Below are 22,596 nucleotides of genomic sequence, written 5' to 3'. Positions count from 1 at the left end.
GCCTGGGAATCGCCCCATTTGTAGGGAAACACGGTCAAGGAACCCTATCGCGAGACACCGCTCACTTGCCGGTGCTGCGCGGCAGCATGTCCTCATCGCGATCAAAACCACCTGGTGGCCCCGCTAGCATCAGCTCCCAACTCGGGCCCGCCGGGTATGGGTACGCGCACGGCCGGATCTGTGAGTGGCCGAGGTGGGCCCGGTCGAAGTTGCGCGGCTCGATCGAGGTGGCTTCGTCATGGTGACGACGAGATCGCCCAACCTGCGCCATCAGCGCTCTGGAAGTGACAACCTCGTCCACGCCACCGACCCTCTGAAGGACGGGGTCACGGGCGTGGACTCGATTCGCTGTTTCCCAACCAGGCATCCGATTTATCGCTTTCGCGGTGATATCCAAGGTGCTAGCTTTGGTCGGCCTCACGGAACGGGTGCCGTCGGCCTCGACCGTGCATCACCGCCGTCGGCTCCACCCCGCGGCAGCTTTCTGTATCGAGCGCCGCAGGGAGGATCACACATGGGCTTATCGCCCAGCGCCACAGAGCGCACGGCGCAGGAAGCCGGAACCTCTCAGCGTCGCCGAACCGGAGCCCTACAAGCCGTCGCCGCAGCGCTTTCGCCGACGACACGCTCTCGGCACGTGATCGCCCTGACAGCCGTCGTCCTCGCCGCCACCGGTGTCTACTGCCTTCTGGGGCTGGTCAGGTTCTACATGTACCGGGCGACCAGCATGGACCTGACGCTGTTCGACCAGATGGTGCGGGGATTCGCCTCGTTCAGCGCTCCGACGAGCCCCCTACGCGGGGAGACGCTCGACCGGGGCATGGATTTCGTGCAACTGGGCGAGCACTTCTCACCCATCCTGGCGGTCCTGGCCCCGCTGTACTGGCTGCATGACGGACCCGAGACCCTCATCGTGGCTCAGGCCGTTCTGTTCGCGCTGGCGATACCGCCCCTGTGGCTGTTCACCCGGCGCGTGCTCGGCACCGGCTCCGCCTATCTCGTCGCCGTCGCCTACGCCGTCTCCTGGCCCGTCGCCCAGGCGGTGAACTTCGACTTCCACGAGGTCGCCTTCGCCCCACTGCTCACCGCCGTCATGATCGAACGGTTCAGCGCGGGCAGATACACAACCACCGCGCTTGCCGCAGCCGCACTACTCCTGGTCAAAGAGGACATGGGGCTCATGGTCGTCGGTTTCGGCGGATACGTCGCACTACAGGGGCGGCGCCACACCGGGATCATGTACATGGGCATCGGCATGCTCTACACCGGCTTCGCCCGCAGCATCTTCATACCGTCCGTCGGCGGCGACCCCGGCATGTATTGGGCCTACAGTCAGCTCGGCAGCAGCGTGTCGGCCGTGGCCGTCAAGGCGCTCACCGATCCGCTCAGCGTCCTCGGCACCTTCCTCAGCCCTCAGATCAAGGTCGACACGCTGGCGTTCCTGCTGTGGCCCGCCCTGCTGACCTGCCTGTTCTCGCCGCTGATGCTGATGGCACTGCCACACCTCCTGGAGCGCATGCTGTCGGACCGCGCACACTGGTGGGTCACCGACTTTCATCACAGCGCCTTCACGGTGATCATTCTGTTGTGCGCCGGTGTCGACGGGGCCTCCAGGCTGATCCGCTGGTCACGGCGCCGCCGGCCCGACCTCAGCGAGCGCACCGCGTCACTGATGTGGGCGGCAGGCGCCTGCGCGATCGCGCTCACGCTGGTGCCCCGGTTCCCGTTCGACCAGCTCATCAGGCCGGACTTCTACGAAAAGCATCCCGACGTGGCCGCCGCGGAGCAGGCGGTCGCGGCCGTCCCGTCCGGGGTGGTCGTCGAGGCCGTCAACCACGTCGGACCGCATCTGTCCGCCCGGACGACGGTCCTGCTGTGGGAGGACAAACCCCCCAAGGCCCCATGGATCGTGGCCGACGCCGTCCGGGGCGCATACCCGTGGGGCTCGCCGACGAGACAGCAGGAGCGGGTGGACGAGCTGATCGGCCTCGGCTACCAGGTCGTCTTCAAAAGGGAAGGCTATGTGGTGCTACACCGCGGCTGATCAGCGCCTGCGAGAACCGACCCTGGTTCGCCACACGTGCGACTTTCGCCGACACCCGCGGCACCCACCGATGCCACCCGTAGCCGCGAGGTCCGTGATCGGAACACCGATGACGGCCTCGCTGCGGCGGCGGGTTCGTCCGCCGCCGTGCGAGCGGGAACCCTCGCCGCCCGAGGCCAGTGGGAGGTCCCGGAGTCCCCCACCGACTACTTCGCGTTGCGGGTGCCGGTCATGGTCGCGTACACCACGATGTTGTCCGTGTAGCTGTGGTTCTTGGCGTTGTAGGCGCCACCACACGTGATCAACCGGAGCGCGGCGGTGGAGACGTTGCCGTAGACACGATTCGTCGGAAACGTCGTCTTGCCCACCTGCTCGACACCGTCGACCGTGAAGATCGCGCTCTTGCCGTCGGCCCGGCGAACCTCGATCTTGTTGCCGCGCTTCAGCTCGCGGAGCCGGTTGAAGACGGCGGAACCGGTACGGGTGTTCACGTGGCCGAGGATCACGGCCGGCCCCAGCTCGCCGGGCGCCGGTCCGAGCCGATACCACGCCGCGAGGCTGGGACGGCTCAGCGGCGGCGTCCCGATCTCGCCCGACTTCGCCACCCCGACAGAGCCGACGGTGGCGTAGACGCCGATCGCCGGAATGCGGATCTTGACCGGCTTGGCGGAGGCCGTCTTCTTGACCTTGGTGGAAGCAGCCGACGCGGGCGCCGTCGTGATCGTCAACGGGGGCAGCGGCTGGAGCGCGGGAAGCGGCGGAGGCGCGGTCGGCGCGGCGGCCGTCAGGGCCGTGCCCGGACCGCCGGGCCCCACGGTCGGCGGAAGGAACGTGCCCGCTCCCTGAAGTGCCACCTCGCCGCCGGGGACCGGCTTGCTCCCCTGGACGTCCTCCGGCGCGGGCGACAGTACGGCGAGCAGCCCCGCCATGATGGCCGCGATGCCGCCGAACGACCCGCCCACCAGCAGCGTGGCGAGAACGGGCTGAGGCAGCGGCTTGCGCGTCTTCACAACCGGAGTGACCGGAGTGACCGGAGCGACCGGAGCGGCTGGGACAGCCCCCATCTGAACCGGTACGCCGGGCACCCCGCCGACCTGCGGGGCGACCTGCGCCGGCGGAACCTGACCTGCGGGGACCTGCCCGGGAGAAGGCTGCCCGGGGGCAACGTGGGCGCCGTGGGCGCCGTCCCCGGCCGTGCCCGTATCGCCGGCGGAACCGGCGGCCGTGCCCGGCTGCTCCGCGGGGGCCTGCCCGGTAACGGGCGAGGTGGCACCGTCGGGCGCGGCCGTACCGGCGGGTCCGTCGCCGGGCTGGGGCTTGTCGTCGTGCGCGTCAGGAGTCGAGTTCATCTCCGTCAGTCCCCTCAAACCGTCCGCGACCGGTCATTGGCATGTGCCGCCCGCCTGCGCAGAAGCACGATTCCGCTGAAAGCTCCGCCGATCATCATGGCGCCACCGGAGCCGATGAGCAGTGCGGCGGAGGCACGCGAGGCCTCCGGAGCCTCTCCGGTCTGGGCTCCGCCCTTCGGTGTGACCTTCACCTGCGCCGCGGTCGGCGTCGTGGCCGGCAACGTGATCGTCGTCGTCGCCGTCGGCGTCGGACTTCCCAGAACGACGACGCTCGTCAACTTGCTGTCCGTCGGAGTGGAGGTGGAGCCGTTGCCCGTCGTGGTCGGAGAGGAGCTGTTCCCCGACGTCGGAGTCGTCGAGCCCGACGGGGTGGCGGAGGAACTCGTCGAGGGGCTCGTCGACGGGTCGCCGCTGCCCGAGGGATCCGCCGACGGCGAGCTGTCCGGTGATGTCGGGGCGGTTCCGCCCTCTCCGATATTGACGTTCACCGACACGGGTGCGCTGACGAGGTTGCACTCGGCGCGATATTCCTTCGGCGGGTTGACCAGCTCTCTGGTAATCACACGGAAGGCGTCGAGCTGCCCCCACTTGCCGTCTTCGACGTTGGTGACCGTAATGGTGTGCTGGCCGTATGGGAGCCCGCGGAAACGCCACAGGGTCTGCCCACCCTTGTTGGCGTCGTTCACCTGCGTGCCGTCGTCGTTCTTCGAGGGGTCGATCCTCGGCGGGGTGCCCGCGACGCCGTCGATGAAAATGTCCACCGGCCCCGCACGCTGGTCCTTCTGGGCGACGTACTCGACCCCGGTTCCGGTGAAGGTGTAACTGGCCCAGGCGCCGGCCTTCGTCGTCCGGTGCAGGTCCAGGTGGTAGTCGTTGTTCTGGCTCAGTTGGTCGTTGAGATCGTCCCAGTCAGCGCTGTACGTGATCCCCAGATCATCGTCGTTGACCATGATCTCGGACGCCGGCGGCCGGAAGTCCACGAAGAGCTTGCGAGGCGTGACCTTGACCACGCCGACTCGGTCCGTGTGCGCGAAATCGGAGATTCCCTCGGGGAGCTTCAGGGGGGTGCCCTTCACCAGCGGCGCCTCCTGGTCCACGTTGCCCATCGGCTTGAGCACGCCTTCCCATGCTCCCGAGAGCTGGACGTTGCCGGTCACCTCGATCTTGCCGCCGTTGGGCAGCAAGGCGGGCGCTCCGAACCTGGTCACGTCCTTGTAATTGAGGTCCCACCCGATGTTGAGCGGGTCGCCGACGTTCAGCGTCGTGGGAATGGTGACCTTCGTACGGAGATTCACCACGCCCGAGCCCGTCCCCGCGACTCCGCCGGTACAGGCGTAGTCGACGACCAGCTCAGCGGTGCTCGCGCCCGCGGACATCGACGGGACCACGATCGCCGCCGCTCCCGCCAAGCCCAGAACTGAGGCGGCCACAGTCCTCCGGAGACCTGTTCCCCAGCGATCCACCGCACGCTCCGATCACGAAAGCCGCATCCCATGCAGCCCATAGCAAACCGAAGGTAGATCTTATGGGTTTCAACAGTTCTCAAGGAGGACGAAAGGCCGAAAGTTGGCGTACTTGTAATCCGGAAGCCCAGAATTGATCATTCGCGGCGCTTGAGCTGCCGCAGGGTGTAGCCGCCGCCCGCCGGGTCCAGGGACTTGGTGGCCTGCTTGAAGAGGTACTCGGCCCGTTCGTACGACAGGCGGCCGCGGCCCGTATCCGGGCACAGGTCGGCCGCCGCGGGCATGCGGGACGGTCCGGGCCGCCGGTCGGCGAGGAACAGCGGGCCCCGGGCCCGGCCCGCCAGCAGGTGAGGGAGAAGCCGGGCGGTCCCGGAGCGCCAGCTGACCCAGGTGTCGCCCGCGCGGGCCCGGCGGTCGTCCAGGTCGAGGTGCTCGACGTTCAGGGACAGCACGGCCGTCACCGCCGCCGCCGACTCGTGCAACAACCGCCACAGGGTCCGCTCGCGCAAAGGCAGGTCGGGACGGTTCCACAGCGCGTCGAGCTGTGCCGACCCGATCGTCTCGGCCCGGGGACGGGTCTCCGCGCGGCGGTCGAGGCCCGTCGCGAGGTCCATGGACGCCCAGGCTCCGAACGACCGGACGGCCGACCGATGCCGGTTCCATGTCGTCGCCGCGGCCTCGTCCCAGGCCGTCGCGAACACCCGCGCCACTTGCTCTGCCGTCAGGGACGCCAGCGGCATGTGTTCACCCAAGGTCAGGCACATGCGCCGCAGGGTCTGCCCGTACGAGCGGATCGTCACGGCGTCCAGATCGTCGCGTGCCAGGAAGTCGCGCGCGGCCTGCCCGAGGGTGGCACCCGGCGAGCCGGTGACGGTGATCTCGTCCGCACGACGCCGCAGGAAGGCGCGCTCGGCGACGTTCCTGGCGAGAGACGCGCCCCGCTCGAACTCCAGCCGCGCCTCCGCGTGCCGTCCCAGCCGGACCAGGAGATCGCCCCGGACGCCGGGAAGAAGGTGGTAGTCCCGCAACGCGGGGTCGGCGATCAACGAGTCGACCAGGACGAGCCCCTCCTGCGGCCCGCGCGCCATCCCGACCGCCACCGCCCGGTTGAGCTGCACGATCGGTGTCGGCAGCAGCCGGGCCAGCGCCTCGTACAGGACCGCGATCTGCGCCCAGTCGGTGTCCTCGGCGGTCCGTGCCTGCGCGTGGCACACGGCGATCGCCGCTTGCAGCACGTACGGACCGGGCGTGCCACCGACCTCCCGCGCGCGCAGCATCGCGGTGAAACCACGGCGGATGAGCAACTGGTCCCAGCGTCCCCGGTTCTGCTCGTGCAGTTGGACGGGCTCACCCGAGGGCCCGGTCCGCGTGGCGGAGCGGGACGCCTGGATCTCCATCAGCGCGACCAGTCCGTGCACTTCGGCCTCGTGCGGCGCCAGCTCGGCCAGCATCCGGCCCAGCCGCAGCGCTTCGAGGCAGAGTCCCGGCCGCATCAGGTCGTCCCCGGACGTCGCCGAATATCCCTCGTTGAAGATGAGGTAGATGACTTCGAGCACCGACGACAGGCGCTCGGCCAACTCCGATCCGTCCGGCAGCTCGAATGGCACCCGCTCCTCGGCCAGCGTCCGCTTCGCCCCGGCGATGCGCTGGATGATCCGCTGCTCGCTGACGAGGAACGCCCGTGCGATCTCCTCGGCCGTGAGACCGCCGAGGAGCCGGAGCGTCAGCGCGACCCGCGCCTCGGTCGGCAGCGCCGGATGGCAGGAGATGAACATCAGCCGCAGGACGTCGTCCCGCTCAGGGTCCCGCTGCTGGTCCAGCTCGTGGGCGAGTTGCTCATGCTTGCGCTCGAGGCGCTGGGAGCGCCGGATGTGGTCGACGGCGCGGCGCTTGGCGATGGCCGTCAGCCAGGCGCCGGGGTTGTCCGGAATCCCCGACTCCGGCCACTGTTCGAGCGCGGAGACGAGCGCGTCCTGGGCGAGTTCCTCGGCCAGGCCGACGTCGTGCACCATCCGCGTGAGCCCGGCGACGATCCTCGCCGACTCGAGTTTCCAGACCGCATCGATCACGCGATGGGCGTCCGTCACGACACGATGACAGCACCGCCCCGGCTCGCTCGCAAACCGGGGAGGTCCCGTCATCGGATCAGGGCCCGCGGCTCAGGGACCGAAGACCTGCTGGATCACGCTCTCGCCGTCACCGACGATCGTGCGGAACCGGCGGGTCAGCTCGATCGCCTCCTCCTTGGAGCGGACCTCGACCAGCGCGAAGCCGGCCACCGCCTCTTTGGCCTCGGCGAACGGCCCGTCGGTCACCGTGATCGTGTCACCGGAGGACGTCACGCGGATCCCGCCGGGCTCCAGCCCGCCGGTGGCCAGCAGGACGCCCGCCGCGGTCATCTCCTCGATGAACGCGGCCATCTCGGCGTACAGCTTCTCGTCGGGGGCGGCGTCGGTGGGCTTGGTCGTCATCAGGTAGCGCATGGGGTCTTCTCCTTCTTGTCCTCGCTGTGCCTACGCGTCGAACATTCTCATACGACAGGGAACGAGGTCATTCCCTGTCACATGGCCGGATCGACGTGTGAGCGAGAACCGAAGACGAACCCGAGAGAGGCACCGGCCATGACCGCCATCCAGACACCCGCCACCCCCACCTCCGCCGCCGCCAGCGCCACCGCAACCACCACCACGGCCTCCTCCACGGCCGCATCGACCCGCTCCCTGCTCACGTGCGCGGCCGTCGCGGCGCCGCTGTGGGTGGTCGTCTCCCTGGCCCAGGCCGCCACCCGCGAGGGCTTCGACCTGACGCGGCACCCGTTGAGCGCGCTGAGCAACGGCTCCCTCGGCTGGCTGCAGATCACCAACTTCCTGGTCTCCGGCGTTCTGACCGTCGCCGGAGCGGTCGGCCTGCGCCGCGCGCTGCACGGCACCCCCGGAGGCAGGTGGGCACCACGGCTGGTCACGCTCTACGGCATCGGCATGATCGCTGCGGGGATCTTCGTCATGGATCCGGCCGACGGCTTCCCCTCCGGCACTCCCTACGGGATGCCCGAGGCGCTCACCTGGCACAGCTACGGCCACATGGCCGCCGGCTCGATCGCCTTCATCTCCTTGATCGCCGCCTGCTACGTCCTGGGCCGCCACTTCGGCCGCACCGGGAACCGCGGCCACGCCGTCGCCTCCCGCGTCGCCGGCACCGCGCTCCTGCTCGGCGACGGCTGGGCGATGAGCGGCGGCACGGCCGGCTCGCTGACCCTGGCCGTCGGCGTCATCCCCGCGATGCTCTGGGTCTCGACGGTCGCCGTCCGCTACCGCCGCGGCCTCTGAACCTCCCCATACCGGGGCACACCCCACACCCCCAGGCCCGAACCCATCTCACAGGAAGCACGGACATCGACATGACCGCGTTCGCCACCATCGAGGACTACCTCGCCTCCCTCCCCGAGTCCCAGCGCCAGATCACCGACGAACTCCTGCCGCTCATCGAGAAGGCGCTGCCGGGGACCGGTGCGGTCTGGCACGGGCACCCGGTGTGGAGCCTCGGCCCGGCCCCGGGCAAGTCCCCGGTCTGCTACATCAAGGCCTACTCCAGCTACGTGACCTTCGGATTCTGGCGGGGGCGGGAGATCACCGACCCGTCCGGCCGCCTCGAACCCGGCGCACGGGCGATGGCGAGCGTGAAGCTCCGCGCCCTGTCCGACGTCGACGCCGACCTGTTCACCACCTGGCTGGACCAGGCGCGGGACCTCGAAGGGGCGACGGGCGACTGACCCGAACGACACCGCGGAAGCAGGAGCGCGCCGGATGAACGAGGAGATCGTTCACCCGGCGCTCTGCGTGCGCGTGTTCGGCCGACCCGAAAACGGGGCCAGGACGGTGTACCTATGAGTAACAGAATCGTATTCTGGCCGGGCGAGATGTCCCCGGCCCGGAAGGCGTGTCCGATGCAGCGCGACCTCTTCGAGGAAGAGCACCTTCTCTTCCGTGAGACCGTCCGTGAGTTCCTGGTCCGCGAGGTGGCGCCTCATCACCCCCAGTGGGAGAAGGACGGCATCGTCCCGCGAGAGGTCTGGAAGAAGGCCGGAGAGCTCGGCATGTTCGGCTTCTCCGTCCCCGAGGAGTACGGCGGAGCCGGGATCACCGACTTCCGCTACAACGCCGTCGTCGTCGAGGAGATCATCAGGATCGGCGCGAGCGGGCTCGGCTTCTCCCTCCACAACGACGTCATGGCACCGTACTTCGTCGATCTGACGAACAACGAGCAGAAGCTCCGCTGGCTGCCCGGCTTCGCGTCCGGCGAGCTGATCACGGCGGTCGCCATGACCGAGCCCGGCGCGGGCAGCGACCTGCAGGGCATCCGCACCACCGCCGTACGCGAGGGCGACCACTACGTGGTCAACGGCCAGAAGACGTTCATCACCAACGGCATCAACGCCGACCTCGTCGTGGTCGTGACCAAGACGGACCCGGCGGCCGGAGCCCGCGGCACCACACTGCTCGTGGTCGAACGCGGCATGGAGGGCTTCACCCGGGGCCGCAACCTCGAAAAGATCGGCATGCACGCGCAGGACACCGCCGAACTGTTCTTCGACGGCGTCCGGGTTCCGGTCGCCAACCGCCTCGGCGACGCCGACGGGCAGGGCTTCATCCAGCTCATGAACAACCTGCCGCAGGAGCGCCTGTCCATCGCCGTCGCCGCGGTCGCCTCGGCGGAGGCCGTCCTTGAGACGACGATCGAGTACTGCAAGAACCGGACGGCGTTCGGCCGGAACCTCGGCTCCTTCCAGAACACCCGCTTCGTGCTGGCGGAGCTGGCCACCGAGGTCGAGATCGCCCGGCACTACGTGGACAAGTGCGTCACCACGCTGAACCGCCGCGAACTCTCGGTCGTGGACGCGGCGAAGGCCAAATGGTGGACCACCGAGCTGCAGAACAAGGTCATCGACCGGTGCCTGCAACTCCACGGCGGCTACGGCTACATGACGGAGTACCCGGTCGCCAAGGCGTGGCTCGACAGCCGCGTCCAGACGATCTACGGCGGCACGACCGAGATCATGAAGGAGATCATCGGCCGTTCCTTCGGCTTCTAGCCGCACCTCGGGGAAGGCGGCTCACGGGGCGAAGCCGGCTCATGGCGGTCAGCGGAGAGTCTGGCCCCAGATGAGCAGCATCGCGATCACGAACACGATCATCACGCCCGCGTATCCGATCGCACCGAGCCGGAAGAACCTGCGCACCCGGTTGAGCAACCACGCGAACAGGAAGGCCAGGAAGACCAGCAGGATGAGTCCGGCGTCCATGTCGACCAGTATGCGGTGGTTTCTCCGCGAGCGCGGGCGCGATGGCCGTACTGCGAGGCCGACGAGGCCGCGTGCGCATCGGGCCGCGGCACCGGTCAGCCGCTCGTGGTCTCCAGGATGATCCGGGCGACCAGCGAAGGGTCGTCGCTCATCGGCACATGACCACAGCCCGCGAGCAGCTTGACGCGCTGCTGCGCCCAACGCCCCGCGCGTACGGCCTGGCGCCGCGGCAGGAGCCGGTCATGATCACCCCAGGCGATCGTGATCGGCACCTTCGGGGGCGCGGGAGGGGCCATCCACGCGAACGACTCCAGCATCTCGTCGAACCCGGCCGAGTTCCGCAGCGCCTGGGTGCCCAGCAGCACCTCCTCGTCAGCCATCCCGTCGGGGTTGGCCACGAGCAGTCCCAGGGAGGCCCTGCGTCCCACGGCGGACGACATCAACGCGGCGGCCGTCCCCTCGGACGTGGCGGTCGCCGCCTTCCGCAGGGCACGCAACGCCGTACGCGCGTAGAGGCACTCGCTCCTGGACCAGAATCCGGCGGGCGAGAACGCGACGGCCGAACGGACGACACCACGGGAGGCCATGTCGAGCGCCACATAACCGCCCAGCGAGTTGCCTGCCACATGCGGCTGCGAGAGGCCGAGCCGATCCCAGAACTCCTCGATCGCGAAGGCGGCCGTCTCCGCGTTGTACGGCGTTTCCGGCGGGAACGGCGGCGAGGCCCCGAACCCGGGAAAGTCCACCGCGATCACATCGTGCCGTTCGGCCAGCAGGTCCATGACGGGCGACCATGCCTGCCAGTGATGACCGATTCCGTGCAGCAGGACGAGGGGCGGCCCCGTCCCCCGGCGTTCGTATGTCAACTCCATATCTGCGAGTCAAGCACCCGGGGGCCGGGCCGTACAGGATGGCTCAGCGGCCGCCCACCGGAATCTCGAACCAGACCGCCTTGCCCTCCCTGGTCGGGCGGGACCCCCAGCGCTTGGCGAGCTGGTCGACGAGATAGAGGCCACGGCCGCCCTCGTCGTTCTCGCCGGCGCTGCGGATGCGGGGGAGCCGCAGGTCCTGGTCGAACACCTCGACCCAGACGGACTCCTCGCCACGGCGCAGCCGGAGCGTGAACTCCTTGTCGCTGACGACCTCGTCCTCGAAGCCCGGCACGTCCCACGACTCGTCGAACGGCAACGGCGGGCCGTCCATGATCAGGTCACGACGCGGCACGCTGGCGCTGGCCGCGTGCAGGACCACGTTGGTGACGACCTCGGAGACCAGCAGGCAGGCGAGTTCGGCGCGCTCCTCGGGGACCTGCCAGCGCTCGAACGCGACGGACGCCATGCGACGCGCCTCACCCACCATGATCGGCTGGGCGGGGAACGTCTGCTCCTCGAACTGCAGCTCGGCGCCGACCGAGCGGATCACCAGGATCGCCATGTCGTCGTCGATCTCACCGGGAATGGCGACCGTCGCCGCGTCGGCGATGCGCTCGACCGTGTCCCTGGCGATCTTCGCGACCTTGTCGCAGAGGATCCGCAGCGTCTCGTCCTCGCTCGGCGGCGGTTCCTCGGAATCGCGGACGGGCCGCCGGTCGACCAGGCCGTCGGTGTAGAGCAGCAGAGCCGCGCCCGGCGGGAGGACGCGGGTCTCCTCCTTGTAGACCAGGTCAGCGTGCACGCCCTTGGCGTGGACGCCGAGCGGCTGGCCCACCTCGGTGATGTCCAGCTCGGTCACGTTGCCGTCGACGATCAGCAGCGGCGGCGCGTGACCGGCGTTGGCGAAGGAGAGCTGCCGGGACCAGGCGTCGTAGACGAGGTACTGGCAGGTGACGATCGGCGGGTTGGTGATGTCCTCGCCGAAGTCGTCGCGCTCCGGAGCGGCGACGATCCTGGTCCACTCGTCGAGGCGGGCGAGAATGTCGGCGGGCGGCTTGTCGTCCTGCGCGAAGGCGCGCAGCGCGGCCCGGAGCTGCCCCATGACGGCGGCGGCCTTGGCCCCGCGCCCCTCGACGTCGCCGATGACGATGCCGACCCGGCCGGCGGACAGCGGGATCACGTCGTACCAGTCGCCGCCGACCTGGGTCTGGATGCCCTGGCCGTGCGACGCGAGCGGAGCCGCCGGGTAGTAGCGGACCGCGATCTCCAGCCCGTCGAGCGAGGGCAGCTCACGCGGCAGCAGGTGCTTCTGGAAGGACTCGGCGGTATGCCGCTCCTCCTCGAACAGGAGGGCGTTGTCGACGGCCAGCGCCACCCTGGTGGCGATCGCGCCGACGAAGTCACGGTCGAACGTGTCGTAGTGGGGCGAGCGCCTGTCGGTGAGGTTCGACAGGCCGAGGTACATCAGGCCGAGCGTCTCGCCACGGACGCACAGCGGCGCCACGATGGCGGAGGTCATCCCGATCTCGCCGCAGATGCGGGCCGACGCCTCGCTCGGCGCGGGATAGCTGACCTGCGAGAAGTCCTCGATGAGGATGGTCTCCTGGCGGCGCAGCGCCGAGTCGGCGTAGTGGCCGGAGGGGTACCTGATCTCGCCGCCGACGGGCAGCCACGACTCCGGGGGCGGCGCCCAGCCGTTGACGTGGGTGGAGACCTTGCGGATCAGCCGGTCGCCCTCGACCAGCTCGATGAAGCAGTGGTCCGCGAACTGCGGGACCAGCATCTCCGCGACCCGGTTGAGCGTCTCCTCGACGTACAGGGAGCCGGCCAGCCGCTCGCCGATGCGCTCGAGGAGGCCGAACCGGTCCTTCTCGCGCTCGTTGCTGCGCATGGCCTCGCGCGCGGTGATGACGACACCGGTGACCGAGCCGGACGGATGCCGGAGCGGAACGGCCTGGGCTCGCACGTAGATCATCGTGCCGTCGGCCCGGACGATGTCGAAGGTGCCTTCCCAGACGCCGCCCTTCAGCACGCTCTTGGCGAGCTCGGCGGTCAGCGGGTGATCCTTCTCGGTGATCCCGAGGGAGAGGAGCGACTCCTTCCCCTCCTCGCCGCCCGGCCTGCCGAACAACCGCTCGGCGAACGGATTCCAGTAGAGGACGTTGCTGAACCGATCGGTGACGACGACCGCCATCTCGGCCTGGTCCAGCACGGAACCGGCGGTGAGATGGTCGGCGCTGTCCTGCGAGAGGTCCCCCCAACGTTTCATCCGATCACCCCTTGGGGGCGGGTGTTCGCAAAGCGGACCACTGGCGCTCCTGCCTGAACAGAGGCTGGGTTCTGACGGGAGAGGAGGGGCTCCCTGCTGGGACTCAACGAACGCTTTCGGTCATCGTCTCGTGACGAAGACGTGCGCGGCGACGTCGCGCGGAAGTTCCGCAAGGTTGCTGTCCGCTTCACCGTCACCCGTCACCCGTACACCGTCATCGCTCGCCGCGAGCGTCACCTCGCGTCCGGGTTGTATCCCAACTTGCTTGAGTTTAAGCATCACGGCGGGATCACTTTGCACTTGTTCGCTAATTCGACGCACTACAACGGGTATCTCCCGGGGCCCCGCCAGATCGATCATGGAGATGATCCGCTCTTCCATGACCGAGGCGGACTCGTCCACGCCGAGCTCCCCGAGCCCGGGGATGGGATTTCCATGAGGACACGTGGTCGGGTTGTCAAGGAGTCCGACCAGGCGCGTCTCCACCGACTCCGACATCACGTGCTCCCAGCGGCACGCCTCGATGTGGACCTCTTCCCAGGGCAGCCCGATCACCTGGGTCAGCAGGCACTCGGCGAGCCGGTGCTTGCGCATGACCCGGATGGCCAGGGTGCGCCCGAGATCGGTCATGCTCAGATGCCGATCACCCTCCACCTTGACAAGACCGTCACGCTCCATGCGCGCGACCGTCTGGCTGACGGTGGGGCCACTCTGCTGCAGCCGCTCCGCGATGCGGGCGCGCAGCGGAACGATGCCCTCCTCCTCGAGCTCGAAGATCGTCCGGAGGTACATCTCGGTGGTATCGATCAGGCCGTGTGCGGTCAACGTTCCTCCCGTCCTGTAATCGATGCTACGAGCTTCCGATGTGTTCGCAGCCGACCCTATTGGGGAAGCGACATGGGATGGCAAACATCGGTGCGGAACGATTTCTTCCAGAGGAGATCAGCCTGCCCGCGCTCCGCGAGGCCGCCCGCCGCTGCGAGGGCTGTGACCTCTATCTGAACGCCACGCAGACGGTCTTCGGTGACGGCGTCCCCGACGCGCGTTTCATGCTCGTGGGCGAGGAACCGGGAGATCAGGAGGACCGCCAGGGCGCCCCGTTCGTGGGGCCCGCGGGCCGCGTGCTCGACCGGGCCCTGGAGGAGGCCGGCATCGATCGTGACGCCGTCTACGTGACAAACGCCGTCAAGCACTTCAAGTTCCAGCCGAGGGGCAAGCGCCGGATCCACCAGAAGCCCACCGCGGCGGAGATCGACGCGTGCCATCCGTGGCTCGACGCCGAGATGCGCCTGGTCGATCCGGCGGTGACGGTGATCCTCGGCGCCACGGCCGGGCGTGCGCTGCTCGGGCCGTCCTTCACGGTGACCCGGCAGCGCGGCCAGGTCCTCCCCCGGGCGGAGGGCAGCTTCTACGTCGCGACCGTGCACCCGTCGGCGATCCTGCGTGCCCCGGACAGGGACACCGCCTACACCGGTTTCCTCTCCGATCTCAGGGTCGCCGCCGCACTACCCTGACGCCGTACGGCGGCACGCCGGGGTCAGGGCGCCAGCCGCTCCAGGACCCACGAGTCACCGGCCCGCCGATAGCGCAGCCGGTCGTGCATCCGGTCGGTCTGCCCCTGCCAGAACTCCATCTCCGCCGGGATCACCCGGAAACCGCCCCAGAAGTCGGGAGTCGGCGGGTCCTCGGGCCAGCGATCGGCCAGCGCGGCGAACCTCTCGTCCAATTCGTCCCGTGACCTCACCACCGCGGACTGGCGCGAGGCCCACGCCGCGATGCGGGAGCCGTACGGACGGGACCGGAAGTAGGCGGTGGAGTCCTCGCGGGACACCCGTACGACCCGGCCCTCGACGCGGACCTGGCGGCGGATGGGATGCCACGGGAAGAGCAGGCAGGCCCGGGGGTTCTCGCCGAGGTCCCGGCCCTTGCGCGACTCGTAGTTGGTGAAGAAGACGAAGCCGCGCTCGTCGAAGCCCTTGAGGAGGACCGTACGCGCGGACGGGCGGCCGCCGGCCGAGCTGGTCGCGACGATCATGGCGTTGGGTTCGGGCAGCCCGGCTTCCAGCGCGTCGCCGAACCACACCGCGAACTGGGTCACGGGGTCGTCGGCGAGGCCGGATTCGAGCAGGGGCTCACCCTCGTAGCTGTGCCGGAGACCGGGCAGATGGGAAGCGGTGTCCACGGAACGGTATTGTTGCGCGCTTGACGGAGGACGCCCACATTGCCCCCTACCAGGGACAACGGCGTTTCGTAGGGACCGGCGGGAACCCACTGGAACCCTGCGGGTTAAATTGACCCGCCGGTATCTCGACATCAAGGCTTTTGACTTCAAGAGAGGGAGGCGGCCGAAGTGTCCGACTTCAAACCCGGACTCGAAGGTGTGGTGGCTTTCGAGACCGAGATCGCGGAACCGGACAAAGAAGGGGGCGCCCTTCGCTACCGGGGCGTCGACATCGAAGAACTCGTGGGCCGCGTGTCGTACGGACATGTCTGGGGCCTGCTCGTCGACAACACGTTCCAGCCCGGACTCCCTCCGGCGGAGCCGTACCCCGTTCCTGTCCATTCCGGCGACATCCGTGTCGACGTACAGAGCGCGCTGGCCATGCTCGCTCCTGCCTACGGCTTCCGCCCGCTGCTCGACATCGACGACGACCAGGCGCGCGACGACCTCGCCCGCGCCTCGGTGACCGCGCTGTCGTTCGTGGCCCAGTCCGCCCGCGGCCTCGGGCTGCCGATGGTTCCCCAGAAGCGTGTCGACGAGGCCGAGAGCATCGTCGAGCGGTTCATGATCCGCTGGCGCGGTGAGCCCGATCCCAAGCACGTCAAGGCCATCGACGCGTACTGGACCTCCGCCGCCGAGCACGGGATGAACGCCTCCACGTTCACCGCGCGCGTCATCGCCTCCACCGGCGCTGACGTCGCCGCCGCCCTGTCGGGCGCGGTCGGCGCCATGTCCGGCCCGCTGCACGGTGGCGCCCCCGCCCGCGTGCTGCACATGATCGAGGGCGTCGAGCAGGTCGGCGACGCCAAGAAGTACGTCCAGGCCGAGCTGGACAAGGGCCAGCGGCTGATGGGCTTCGGCCACCGCGTCTACCGTGCGGAGGACCCCCGCGCCCGGGTGCTGCGCCGTACGGCCAAGGAGCTGAACGCGCCGCGCTACGAGGTCGCCGCCGCGCTGGAGACGGCCGCCCTGGAGGAGCTGCACGCCCGCAAGCCCGACCGGGTGCTCGCCACCAACGTGGAGTACTGGGCCGCGGTCATCCTCGACTTCGCCCAGGTCCCCGCCCACATGTTCACCTCGATGTTCACCTGCGCGCGCACCGCCGGATGGGCCGCGCACATCCTCGAGCAGAAGCGCACGGGCAGGCTGGTCCGCCCCAGCGCCAACTATGTGGGCCCGGCCCAGCGTTCGATCAACGACGTCCCCGGCGCGGCCGAGGTCGTCGGCAAGGTCTGACCGCACGTCGCCGGCGGTCGCCGGCCATCCCCTGAATCGGCCCGCACGTCAGGTGCGGGCCGTTTCGCTTTCCCGGCCCTTCCCGCCGTTCCCGCGGGCGCCGTGCTCAGGGACGGCCGGTCTGCTCGCTCGGGGGCGCGTCGGGGAGGTCCGCGCAGAGCGGGTTCGCGACGAGCCGCTCGTCCATGTCGAGCAGCCCGCACCTGACCATCGGCACCGAGTGTCCCTGCCCGGAGTCGGTCACCTTCATGATGGCGACGACCTTGTTCGCCGGGTCGTGCCTCTCGGTGTCGACGAAGTCGATCACGCCGCTCGACCCGTTCCACGCGGCGACCCGCGAGGTGAGGACGAGCTCGTAGAGGATGTCTCCCTTGCTGGGCAGCCCTCCGGCCCGGTAGGCCCGGTTCGCCGCCTGATAGACCACGCTGACGGCGTCGTACGTGATGATCAGGTTGTCGTCGGACGCCTTCGGATGGCCGCCCTTCAGCAGCCCGTACACGAACGCGGTGGGCGTGGCACCGCTCTGGCGCCACAGTTCCCGGCCGGCCAGCGTCGCGTGGTAGACCTCGACCCGCCGAAGGCTCGTGATCTGGTCGCCGTGGTCGGCGACGACCTTGATGACGTCGTCGCTCGCGATGACCCGCACTGTGTCCGTCCCGCACGCCTTGCCCTCCAGAGCCCTCAGGAAGTCGAGGAACTCCGGGGCCCGCCCCGCGTAGAGGTAGACGTCGGGACGGCGGCGGCAGGCGTCCAGAGCCGCCTTGGAGATGCCTCCTCCGTCCACGCTGTAGTAGATGCGGGCGCGGACTCCGACCTTCTCCGTCCCGAGGGCGGTGACGAGGTCCTCGGCCAGGTTGTTGGTGTACTGGTCACCGGGCGAACCGTCCTGGACGACCACGGCCGACGGCGACGTCACGCCGCTCAGGAGCGTACGGCGGGCGAACCGCGCGGCGAGGGTGGCCTCGCGGAAGTTCGTCGGGCCCAGGTGGAAGTAGTACGGGGACGGATAGCCCGTGTCCCCGTTGATCGAGCCGTCCCTGATGTAGCCGAGGCGGTCCGCGGTCCCGGTGGTCCCGACCATGGGGATCTTCGCCTCGTGCAGCACCTGGATGGCCTGCTCGACGCCCGCCACGCTCCGGGGGAAACCGACCACCCCCACCACGTGGGGATCACGGGCGGCCATGTCCTTGATCAGCTCGGCGCCGCGCCGGCCCTGGCGGAGGTTGTCGCCGGAGTTCGCGATCAGCACCTGGAGCCGCGGAGTGCTGGAGACCGTGCGCTGGTACTCCTCGACGGCCGTCAGTTCCGCGAGCGCGCCCGCCCGCCTGCTGTCCTCCGACCCGGTGTCCCTGATGGAGTACTCGCCGAAGAGGACCACGCTGACGTAGGAACCGGAGTCCCCCGCGGAGGCGTTGTTCTTGTCGATCTTCGCGATCAGCTTCGTGACCTCGCCGTCGAACAGGTCCCCGGGCGCGGCCCCCTCGGCGTTGACGACGCCCACGCACTCGCCGTCGATCCGCTCGGCCCAGGCCAGGCCGCCGCAGTGCGCCTGCTGGTCGCGCTGGTTCTCCACGGCCCAGGCGGCGGGGCCGACGAGCAGCAGCGCGACCACCGACCAGTAGCCGATCGCCCGCAACCTGCTCCCCAGCAGCCGAGGCCGGTGATCGGCGTCCGGGAGCGGACCGCCCGCCTCGACCACCAGTCGCAGGCGGGGCACCCGCCGCCGCACCGTCCTCCGCCAGCCGTCGACCAGCGCCGGGAGCCGGGCGAGATCGGCGGAGACGGTCCGTCGCCGCTCGTCCTTCAGCTCGTCGGGGACCGCGGCCAGGACCAGGATCGGGGCCAGCAGTCCGGTCTCCTCGGTGGTCTCCTCCAGGATCCGCAGGAACCTCTCGGTGGCCTCGCCGGAGCTCCGCGCCTCCAGGACCACCATGCCGTACAGCCCACGGCCCCAGCTCGGCCAGGGGATGATCCACTTCTGGTATGCCTGCCGGAGGTCCTGGCAGAGGGCGTGGACCAGCAGATGATCGATCTCGTCGTCGGTCGCGTTCGCCAGCCGGAGGGCGTACCTCGGGAGCCGTTCGAAACGCCGTCTCGTCAGGTACGGCTGCCGCCTGAACCACCCGTTGAAGAACGATCCCCTGATCGACAGCACCGCCTGGAGCGCCGTTCCGGATAGGGCCACGAGGATGCCGAGCGCCCACGGGATCAGGCCCACCAGGTCGGACGCGCCTCCGGCCAGCCACACCGCGAGCGTTCCCAGGGGAACCCAGGTGGTGGCCGCCCGGCCGATGAAGTCCGCGGAGGTCCTGCGTCCCCGGTCGCCGCCGTACCGGCCCCTGCGCCAGCCCTTGACCCGCTCCTTGAACTCGTCCTGGCCCCTGCGCGAGTGCGGGTCGGGCGGCCACCGCCTGCCGGTCCCGCCACCCGCGTCCCGCGCGCCGCCGCCGCTGTCGTCATCGTCCGAGGGGCGCTCGTCGCGCTGGCGCCTGGCCCACAGGACGAACTGGACGAGCGGGAACCGCGGCGGGGGCAGGAAGGATCCGGCCACCGGCTTGCCGAGCTGCCCCTGTTCCCCGGCCAGGCCCGAGACGAGCTCGCGAAGCGTGCCGTACTCACCGGACTCCACGGACGCGTGCGGGAGGACGTCCTGGAACGGCGCGGCGAGCCGTCCGGCGACCTCGAAGGCGACGCCGTCCCGCCCGGCGACGAAGACGATGGGGAGGGGCTGATCTGCCCGCCAGAACCACGGCCTGCGAACGAGTTCCTCGATGGCACCATGCGGATCGGCCACGCGGTTGTCTCCCGGACGGAAACGCTGATTCGGCTCAGTGCATGATCAATGGTTTTGGCACACCATGATGTCTCACAATCCGGACCTGGGTCTAGACCATCGCCGCGGCTCACTACGCTGGATGCGTGGCTGACATCGTGATTCCCGCTGACATCAAGCCCGCCGACGGCCGTTTCGGCTGCGGGCCCTCGAAGGTACGCCCCGAGCAGCTCTCGGCTCTCGCCGGAGCCGGCGCGAGCATCATGGGCACGTCCCACCGCCAGAAGCCGGTCAAGGACATGGTCGGCCGGGTGCGCGCGGGCCTGTCCGAGCTGTTCTCCCTTCCTGAGGGGTACGAGGTCGTCCTCGGCAACGGCGGCACCACCGCGTTCTGGGACATCGCCGCCTTCGGCCTGGTGCGCGAGAAGTCGCAGCACCTGCAGTTCGGCGAGTTCTCGTCCAAGTTCGCGTCGGTCGTCACGAAGGCGCCCTGGCTGGGCGACCCGACGGTGATCAAGTCCGAGGTGGGCAGCCACCCCGTGGCCGTCGCCGAGGAGGGCGTGGACGTCTACGCGCTCACCCACAACGAGACCTCGACCGGCGTGGCCATGCCGATCAAGCGCGTGGCGAACGACGAGTCGCTGGTCCTGGTCGACGCGACGAGCGGCGCCGGCGGCCTGCCCGTGTCCGCCGAGGAGTTCGACGTCTACTACTTCGCGCCGCAGAAGAGCTTCGCCTCCGACGGCGGCCTGTGGATCGGCCTGTTCTCGCCCGCGGCCCTGGCCCGGGTCGAGGAGATCACCGCCTCCGGGCGCTACGTCCCCGAGTTCTTCAGCCTGCCGGTCGCGATCGACAACTCCACGAAGAACCAGACGTACAACACCCCGGCCCTCGCCACCCTGTTCCTGCTGGCCGAGCAGATCGAGTGGATGAACTCCCAGGGCGGCCTGGCCTGGACCACGGCGCGTACGGCCGACTCGGCCTCCCGGCTCTACAACTGGGCGGAGAAGACCTCCTACACCACGCCGTTCGTGGCGGACCCCGCCCAGCGGTCCAACGTCGTCGGCACGATCGACTTCGACGACTCGATCGACGCCGCGGCCGTGGCCAAGGCGCTGCGCGCGAACGGCATCGTGGACACCGAGCCCTACCGCAAGCTCGGCCGCAACCAGCTGCGCATCGCGATGTTCCCGGCCATCGACCCGGCCGACATCGAGGCGCTGACCGGCTGCGTCGACTACGTGGTCGAGCGCCTCTGATTCCGAGACCGATCCGACGCCGATCGGTGCTGATCCGGCACTCGATCCGGCACTGATCGGACGCCGACACCGGGCCGGTACGCGCATGCGTACCGGCCCGGTCGCGTCCGCGCACCCCCTCGGGGGGTCGAACCCGCGCCGCGAACGGCCGAACCCGCGCCGCGGACACCGAAACCGGCTCGCGGACGCCGAACCCGCGTGCCAAAGAAGTCGCCCGCCCTCCGTAAAGTTTCTCCCGCGACGGACGACTTCTGACAGGAGCAACGGTGAGTTCGACCTCGGGGGATCTGCGGGCACGGCAGCGCAGCCTGGGCTATGTGATGTTCGCCAGCAGGTGGCTGCAGGTGCCCCTCTATCTCGGGCTGATCGTGGCCCAGGGGGTCTACGTCTGGCAGTTCATGGTCGAGCTGTGGCACCTGGTCACCGGTGACTTCTCCGCCAGCGGCATGAACGTCGAGCAGTCCGTGATGCTCAGCGTCCTCGGGCTCATCGACGTCGTGATGATCTCCAACCTGCTCATCATGGTGATCGTGGGCGGCTACGAGACCTTCGTGTCAAGGATCAACCTCGACGGGCACCCCGACGAGCCCGAGTGGCTGTCCCACGTCAACGCGAACGTGCTCAAGGTCAAGCTCGCCACCGCGATCATCGGCATCTCGTCCATACACCTGCTGCAGACGTTCATCAGGGCCCGCGACATGAGCACCGACACCATGTTGTGGCAGACGCTGATCCACCTGGTGTTCATCGTGTCCGCGATCGGGCTGGCCCTCATCGACCGCATGCTCAACTCGTCCGCCGGCGACCGCGCGCACGACTGACCCACGCCCAGGTCCGCGCCTGAACACCGCGCCCGCCTGAACGCCCGGCTGAACGCCCGGCTGAACACCGTGCCCGCGAGCCAGGAACGACGCAGCGGGCTCCGCACCTCACCCCCCACCTTTGGGTGAGTACGCGAGCGCCCGGGGCTCCTGGGGGCTGTCAGGCGCTCAGGGGCGAACCGCGCGCGACGACCCGGCATCCGTGCCGTACCTGCTCCTGCCATACCTCTCAGTACGGGAAGGGCGGCGCGGTCAGGCGCCTTCCCGTACGGCACGACGGCGGAGCAGCCAGGCCGCGACGACGCCGCCGATGAGGCCGAACAGGTGGCCCTGCCAGGAGATCCCGGACTCGCCGGGCAGGGCTCCCCACAGGATCGAGTAGTACAGCCCGGCGACGACGACCCCGAGGAGGATGTCCAGGGCGCGCCGGTCGAACAACCCCCGCGCGACCACGTACCCGAAGTAGCCGAAGACGAGGCCGCTCGCTCCGACCGTCAGCGTGCCCGGCGGGCTGGTCAGCCAGACCCCGGCGCCGCTGACCAGGATGATGATGAGGCTCGCCCCCAGGAACCTGCCGATGCCGCGGATCGCGGCGATGAAGCCCAGAATGAGCAGGGGCACCGAGTTGGCCATCAGGTGGCCGAACCCGTCGTGCAGGAACGGGGCGAACAGGATGCCGGGCAGACCGTCGGGATCGTGCGCGAGGATGCCGTACCGGTCGAGGGCGCCGTCCTCGATGTAGTCCACGACCTCGACCGCCCACATGGCGGAGACGAGGACGGTCATGACGATCGCGCTGCCGAGAGCGCCACTCAGGAGGCCGACCACGCGATCGCGGGTCGACCGGCCGGTAGGGGGAACCGGTGCGCCGGAGTCGTTCATCTCTTCACGGTACGCAGTCCCGGCCGCGTGTGCGGATCGGGTCCGCGGCCGGGACGGCCGGAACGGGCGGGATAGGGGGAACGGTCCGCGCGTCCGGCGCGAGATGCT

19 protein-coding genes and 2 pseudogenes are annotated in these 22,596 nt (G+C 69.4%); 8 read left to right on the top strand and 13 right to left on the bottom strand.

All coding sequences use genetic code 11. From position 1 onward, the window contains the following. Positions 1–61: 61 nt before the first annotated feature. Positions 62–301: a hypothetical protein gene (locus IMZ11_RS31600; protein WP_228646076.1), complete on the bottom strand. Its 240-nt coding sequence runs from the start codon at positions 299–301 to the stop codon at positions 62–64. Positions 302–637: 336 nt separating this feature from the next. On the opposite strand from IMZ11_RS31600, the gene IMZ11_RS31595 reads away from it, so the two are divergent. After that, entirely contained in the window at positions 638–2,044 is a 1,407-nt protein-coding gene (locus IMZ11_RS31595) for a DUF2079 domain-containing protein (protein ID WP_228646075.1), read from the top strand. 206 nt (positions 2,045–2,250) lie between these two features. Here IMZ11_RS31595 and IMZ11_RS31590 read toward each other — a convergent pair whose 3' ends face one another. The 5 genes and pseudogenes from IMZ11_RS31590 to IMZ11_RS31575 form a co-directional block, all read right to left on the bottom strand. Further along, positions 2,251–3,393, bottom strand: a complete 1,143-nt coding sequence (locus IMZ11_RS31590) for a class F sortase (RefSeq protein WP_228646074.1) — start codon at positions 3,391–3,393, stop codon at positions 2,251–2,253. 14 nt (positions 3,394–3,407) lie between these two features. Beyond that, positions 3,408–4,823, bottom strand: a complete 1,416-nt coding sequence (locus IMZ11_RS31585) for a hypothetical protein (RefSeq protein ID WP_228646073.1) — start codon at positions 4,821–4,823, stop codon at positions 3,408–3,410. Positions 4,824–4,993: 170 nt separating this feature from the next. After that, positions 4,994–5,596 (bottom strand): annotated as a pseudogene (locus IMZ11_RS46805) (RNA polymerase subunit sigma); the annotation flags it as partial. Between the two features lie 144 nt (positions 5,597–5,740). Further along, a pseudogene (locus IMZ11_RS46800) lies at positions 5,741–6,997 on the bottom strand (RNA polymerase sigma factor); the annotation flags it as partial. Positions 6,998–7,015: 18 nt separating this feature from the next. Then, positions 7,016–7,339 carry a YciI family protein gene (locus tag IMZ11_RS31575; protein ID WP_228646071.1) on the bottom strand — a complete coding sequence of 108 codons (324 nt, stop codon included), beginning with the start codon at positions 7,337–7,339 and terminating at the stop codon, positions 7,016–7,018. A 138-nt stretch (positions 7,340–7,477) separates the two neighbouring features. Here IMZ11_RS31575 and IMZ11_RS31570 point away from each other — a divergent pair, with 138 nt between their 5' ends. The 3 genes from IMZ11_RS31570 to IMZ11_RS31560 all read left to right on the top strand — a co-directional run bounded on the left by IMZ11_RS31570 (position 7,478) and on the right by IMZ11_RS31560 (position 9,945). Further along, the gene (locus IMZ11_RS31570) at positions 7,478–8,182 is read left to right on the top strand and encodes a DUF998 domain-containing protein (protein WP_228646070.1); all 705 of its coding nucleotides are present in this window, start codon (positions 7,478–7,480) and stop codon (positions 8,180–8,182) included. 71 nt (positions 8,183–8,253) lie between these two features. Next, entirely contained in the window at positions 8,254–8,625 is a 372-nt protein-coding gene (locus IMZ11_RS31565; RefSeq protein ID WP_228646069.1) for a DUF1801 domain-containing protein, read from the top strand. A 174-nt stretch (positions 8,626–8,799) separates the two neighbouring features. Beyond that, positions 8,800–9,945 (top strand): acyl-CoA dehydrogenase family protein, encoded by a 1,146-nt coding sequence (locus IMZ11_RS31560; RefSeq protein WP_228646068.1) that lies wholly within the window; start codon positions 8,800–8,802, stop codon positions 9,943–9,945. Between the two features lie 48 nt (positions 9,946–9,993). On the opposite strand, the gene IMZ11_RS31555 is transcribed toward IMZ11_RS31560, so the two are convergent. The 4 genes from IMZ11_RS31555 to IMZ11_RS31540 all read right to left on the bottom strand — a co-directional run bounded on the left by IMZ11_RS31555 (position 9,994) and on the right by IMZ11_RS31540 (position 14,121). Next, positions 9,994–10,155 (bottom strand): hypothetical protein, encoded by a 162-nt coding sequence (locus IMZ11_RS31555; RefSeq protein WP_228646067.1) that lies wholly within the window; start codon positions 10,153–10,155, stop codon positions 9,994–9,996. Between the two features lie 95 nt (positions 10,156–10,250). Then, complete coding sequence (locus tag IMZ11_RS31550; RefSeq protein ID WP_061253180.1) at positions 10,251–11,027, bottom strand: alpha/beta fold hydrolase; 777 nt, start codon at positions 11,025–11,027, stop codon at positions 10,251–10,253. Between the two features lie 43 nt (positions 11,028–11,070). Next, positions 11,071–13,296 carry a SpoIIE family protein phosphatase gene (locus tag IMZ11_RS31545; protein WP_228646066.1) on the bottom strand — a complete coding sequence of 742 codons (2,226 nt, stop codon included), beginning with the start codon at positions 13,294–13,296 and terminating at the stop codon, positions 11,071–11,073. 120 nt (positions 13,297–13,416) lie between these two features. Beyond that, the gene (locus tag IMZ11_RS31540) at positions 13,417–14,121 is read right to left on the bottom strand and encodes a metal-dependent transcriptional regulator (RefSeq protein ID WP_228646065.1); all 705 of its coding nucleotides are present in this window, start codon (positions 14,119–14,121) and stop codon (positions 13,417–13,419) included. A 77-nt stretch (positions 14,122–14,198) separates the two neighbouring features. Here IMZ11_RS31540 and IMZ11_RS31535 point away from each other — a divergent pair, with 77 nt between their 5' ends. Next, the gene (locus tag IMZ11_RS31535; protein ID WP_228646064.1) at positions 14,199–14,810 is read left to right on the top strand and encodes a UdgX family uracil-DNA binding protein; all 612 of its coding nucleotides are present in this window, start codon (positions 14,199–14,201) and stop codon (positions 14,808–14,810) included. Positions 14,811–14,833: 23 nt separating this feature from the next. On the opposite strand, the gene pdxH is transcribed toward IMZ11_RS31535, so the two are convergent. Further along, a complete protein-coding gene (pdxH, locus tag IMZ11_RS31530) occupies positions 14,834–15,478 on the bottom strand; it encodes a pyridoxamine 5'-phosphate oxidase (protein ID WP_228646063.1) in 645 nt (214 codons plus the stop codon). A 168-nt stretch (positions 15,479–15,646) separates the two neighbouring features. Between pdxH and IMZ11_RS31525 the strand changes: the two genes are divergently transcribed. Next, positions 15,647–16,753: a citrate synthase 2 gene (locus tag IMZ11_RS31525; RefSeq protein ID WP_228646062.1), complete on the top strand. Its 1,107-nt coding sequence runs from the start codon at positions 15,647–15,649 to the stop codon at positions 16,751–16,753. Positions 16,754–16,859: 106 nt separating this feature from the next. On the opposite strand, the gene IMZ11_RS31520 is transcribed toward IMZ11_RS31525, so the two are convergent. Then, positions 16,860–19,547, bottom strand: coding sequence for an ABC transporter substrate-binding protein (locus IMZ11_RS31520; protein ID WP_228646061.1), 2,688 nt, complete (start codon positions 19,545–19,547; stop codon positions 16,860–16,862). A gap of 125 nt (positions 19,548–19,672) precedes the next feature. Here IMZ11_RS31520 and serC point away from each other — a divergent pair, with 125 nt between their 5' ends. Together serC and IMZ11_RS31510 are read left to right on the top strand one after the other, a co-directional pair. Continuing rightward, complete coding sequence (gene serC, locus IMZ11_RS31515; RefSeq protein ID WP_228646060.1) at positions 19,673–20,785, top strand: phosphoserine transaminase; 1,113 nt, start codon at positions 19,673–19,675, stop codon at positions 20,783–20,785. Positions 20,786–21,051: 266 nt separating this feature from the next. After that, positions 21,052–21,606, top strand: coding sequence for a TIGR00645 family protein (locus tag IMZ11_RS31510; RefSeq protein WP_061253173.1), 555 nt, complete (start codon positions 21,052–21,054; stop codon positions 21,604–21,606). Positions 21,607–21,858: 252 nt separating this feature from the next. On the opposite strand, the gene IMZ11_RS31505 is transcribed toward IMZ11_RS31510, so the two are convergent. After that, positions 21,859–22,488 carry a rhomboid family intramembrane serine protease gene (locus IMZ11_RS31505; protein ID WP_061253172.1) on the bottom strand — a complete coding sequence of 210 codons (630 nt, stop codon included), beginning with the start codon at positions 22,486–22,488 and terminating at the stop codon, positions 21,859–21,861. Between the last annotated feature and the right edge of the window lie 108 nt (positions 22,489–22,596).

It is taken from the genome of Microtetraspora sp. AC03309 (assembly GCF_020826795.1).
GTDB classification, from domain to species: domain Bacteria; phylum Actinomycetota; class Actinomycetes; order Streptosporangiales; family Streptosporangiaceae; genus Microtetraspora; species Microtetraspora glauca.
The sequence above is the reverse complement of the archived record's forward strand: the minus strand, read 5'-3'. Positions and strand labels throughout refer to the sequence as shown.

Coding starts and splice junctions, on each gene's coding strand:
- IMZ11_RS31545 (WP_228646066.1), bottom strand. CDS start 13,296: ATGAAACGTTGGGGGGACCTCTCGCAGGACAGCGCCGACCATCTCACC.
- IMZ11_RS31590 (WP_228646074.1), bottom strand. CDS start 3,393: ATGAACTCGACTCCTGACGCGCACGACGACAAGCCCCAGCCCGGCGAC.
- IMZ11_RS31565 (WP_228646069.1), top strand. CDS start 8,254: ATGACCGCGTTCGCCACCATCGAGGACTACCTCGCCTCCCTCCCCGAG.
- IMZ11_RS31535 (WP_228646064.1), top strand. CDS start 14,199: ATGGCAAACATCGGTGCGGAACGATTTCTTCCAGAGGAGATCAGCCTG.
- IMZ11_RS31550 (WP_061253180.1), bottom strand. CDS start 11,027: ATGGAGTTGACATACGAACGCCGGGGGACGGGGCCGCCCCTCGTCCTG.
- IMZ11_RS31570 (WP_228646070.1), top strand. CDS start 7,478: ATGACCGCCATCCAGACACCCGCCACCCCCACCTCCGCCGCCGCCAGC.
- IMZ11_RS31560 (WP_228646068.1), top strand. CDS start 8,800: ATGCAGCGCGACCTCTTCGAGGAAGAGCACCTTCTCTTCCGTGAGACC.
- IMZ11_RS31505 (WP_061253172.1), bottom strand. CDS start 22,488: ATGAACGACTCCGGCGCACCGGTTCCCCCTACCGGCCGGTCGACCCGC.
- IMZ11_RS31555 (WP_228646067.1), bottom strand. CDS start 10,155: ATGGACGCCGGACTCATCCTGCTGGTCTTCCTGGCCTTCCTGTTCGCG.
- IMZ11_RS31575 (WP_228646071.1), bottom strand. CDS start 7,339: ATGCGCTACCTGATGACGACCAAGCCCACCGACGCCGCCCCCGACGAG.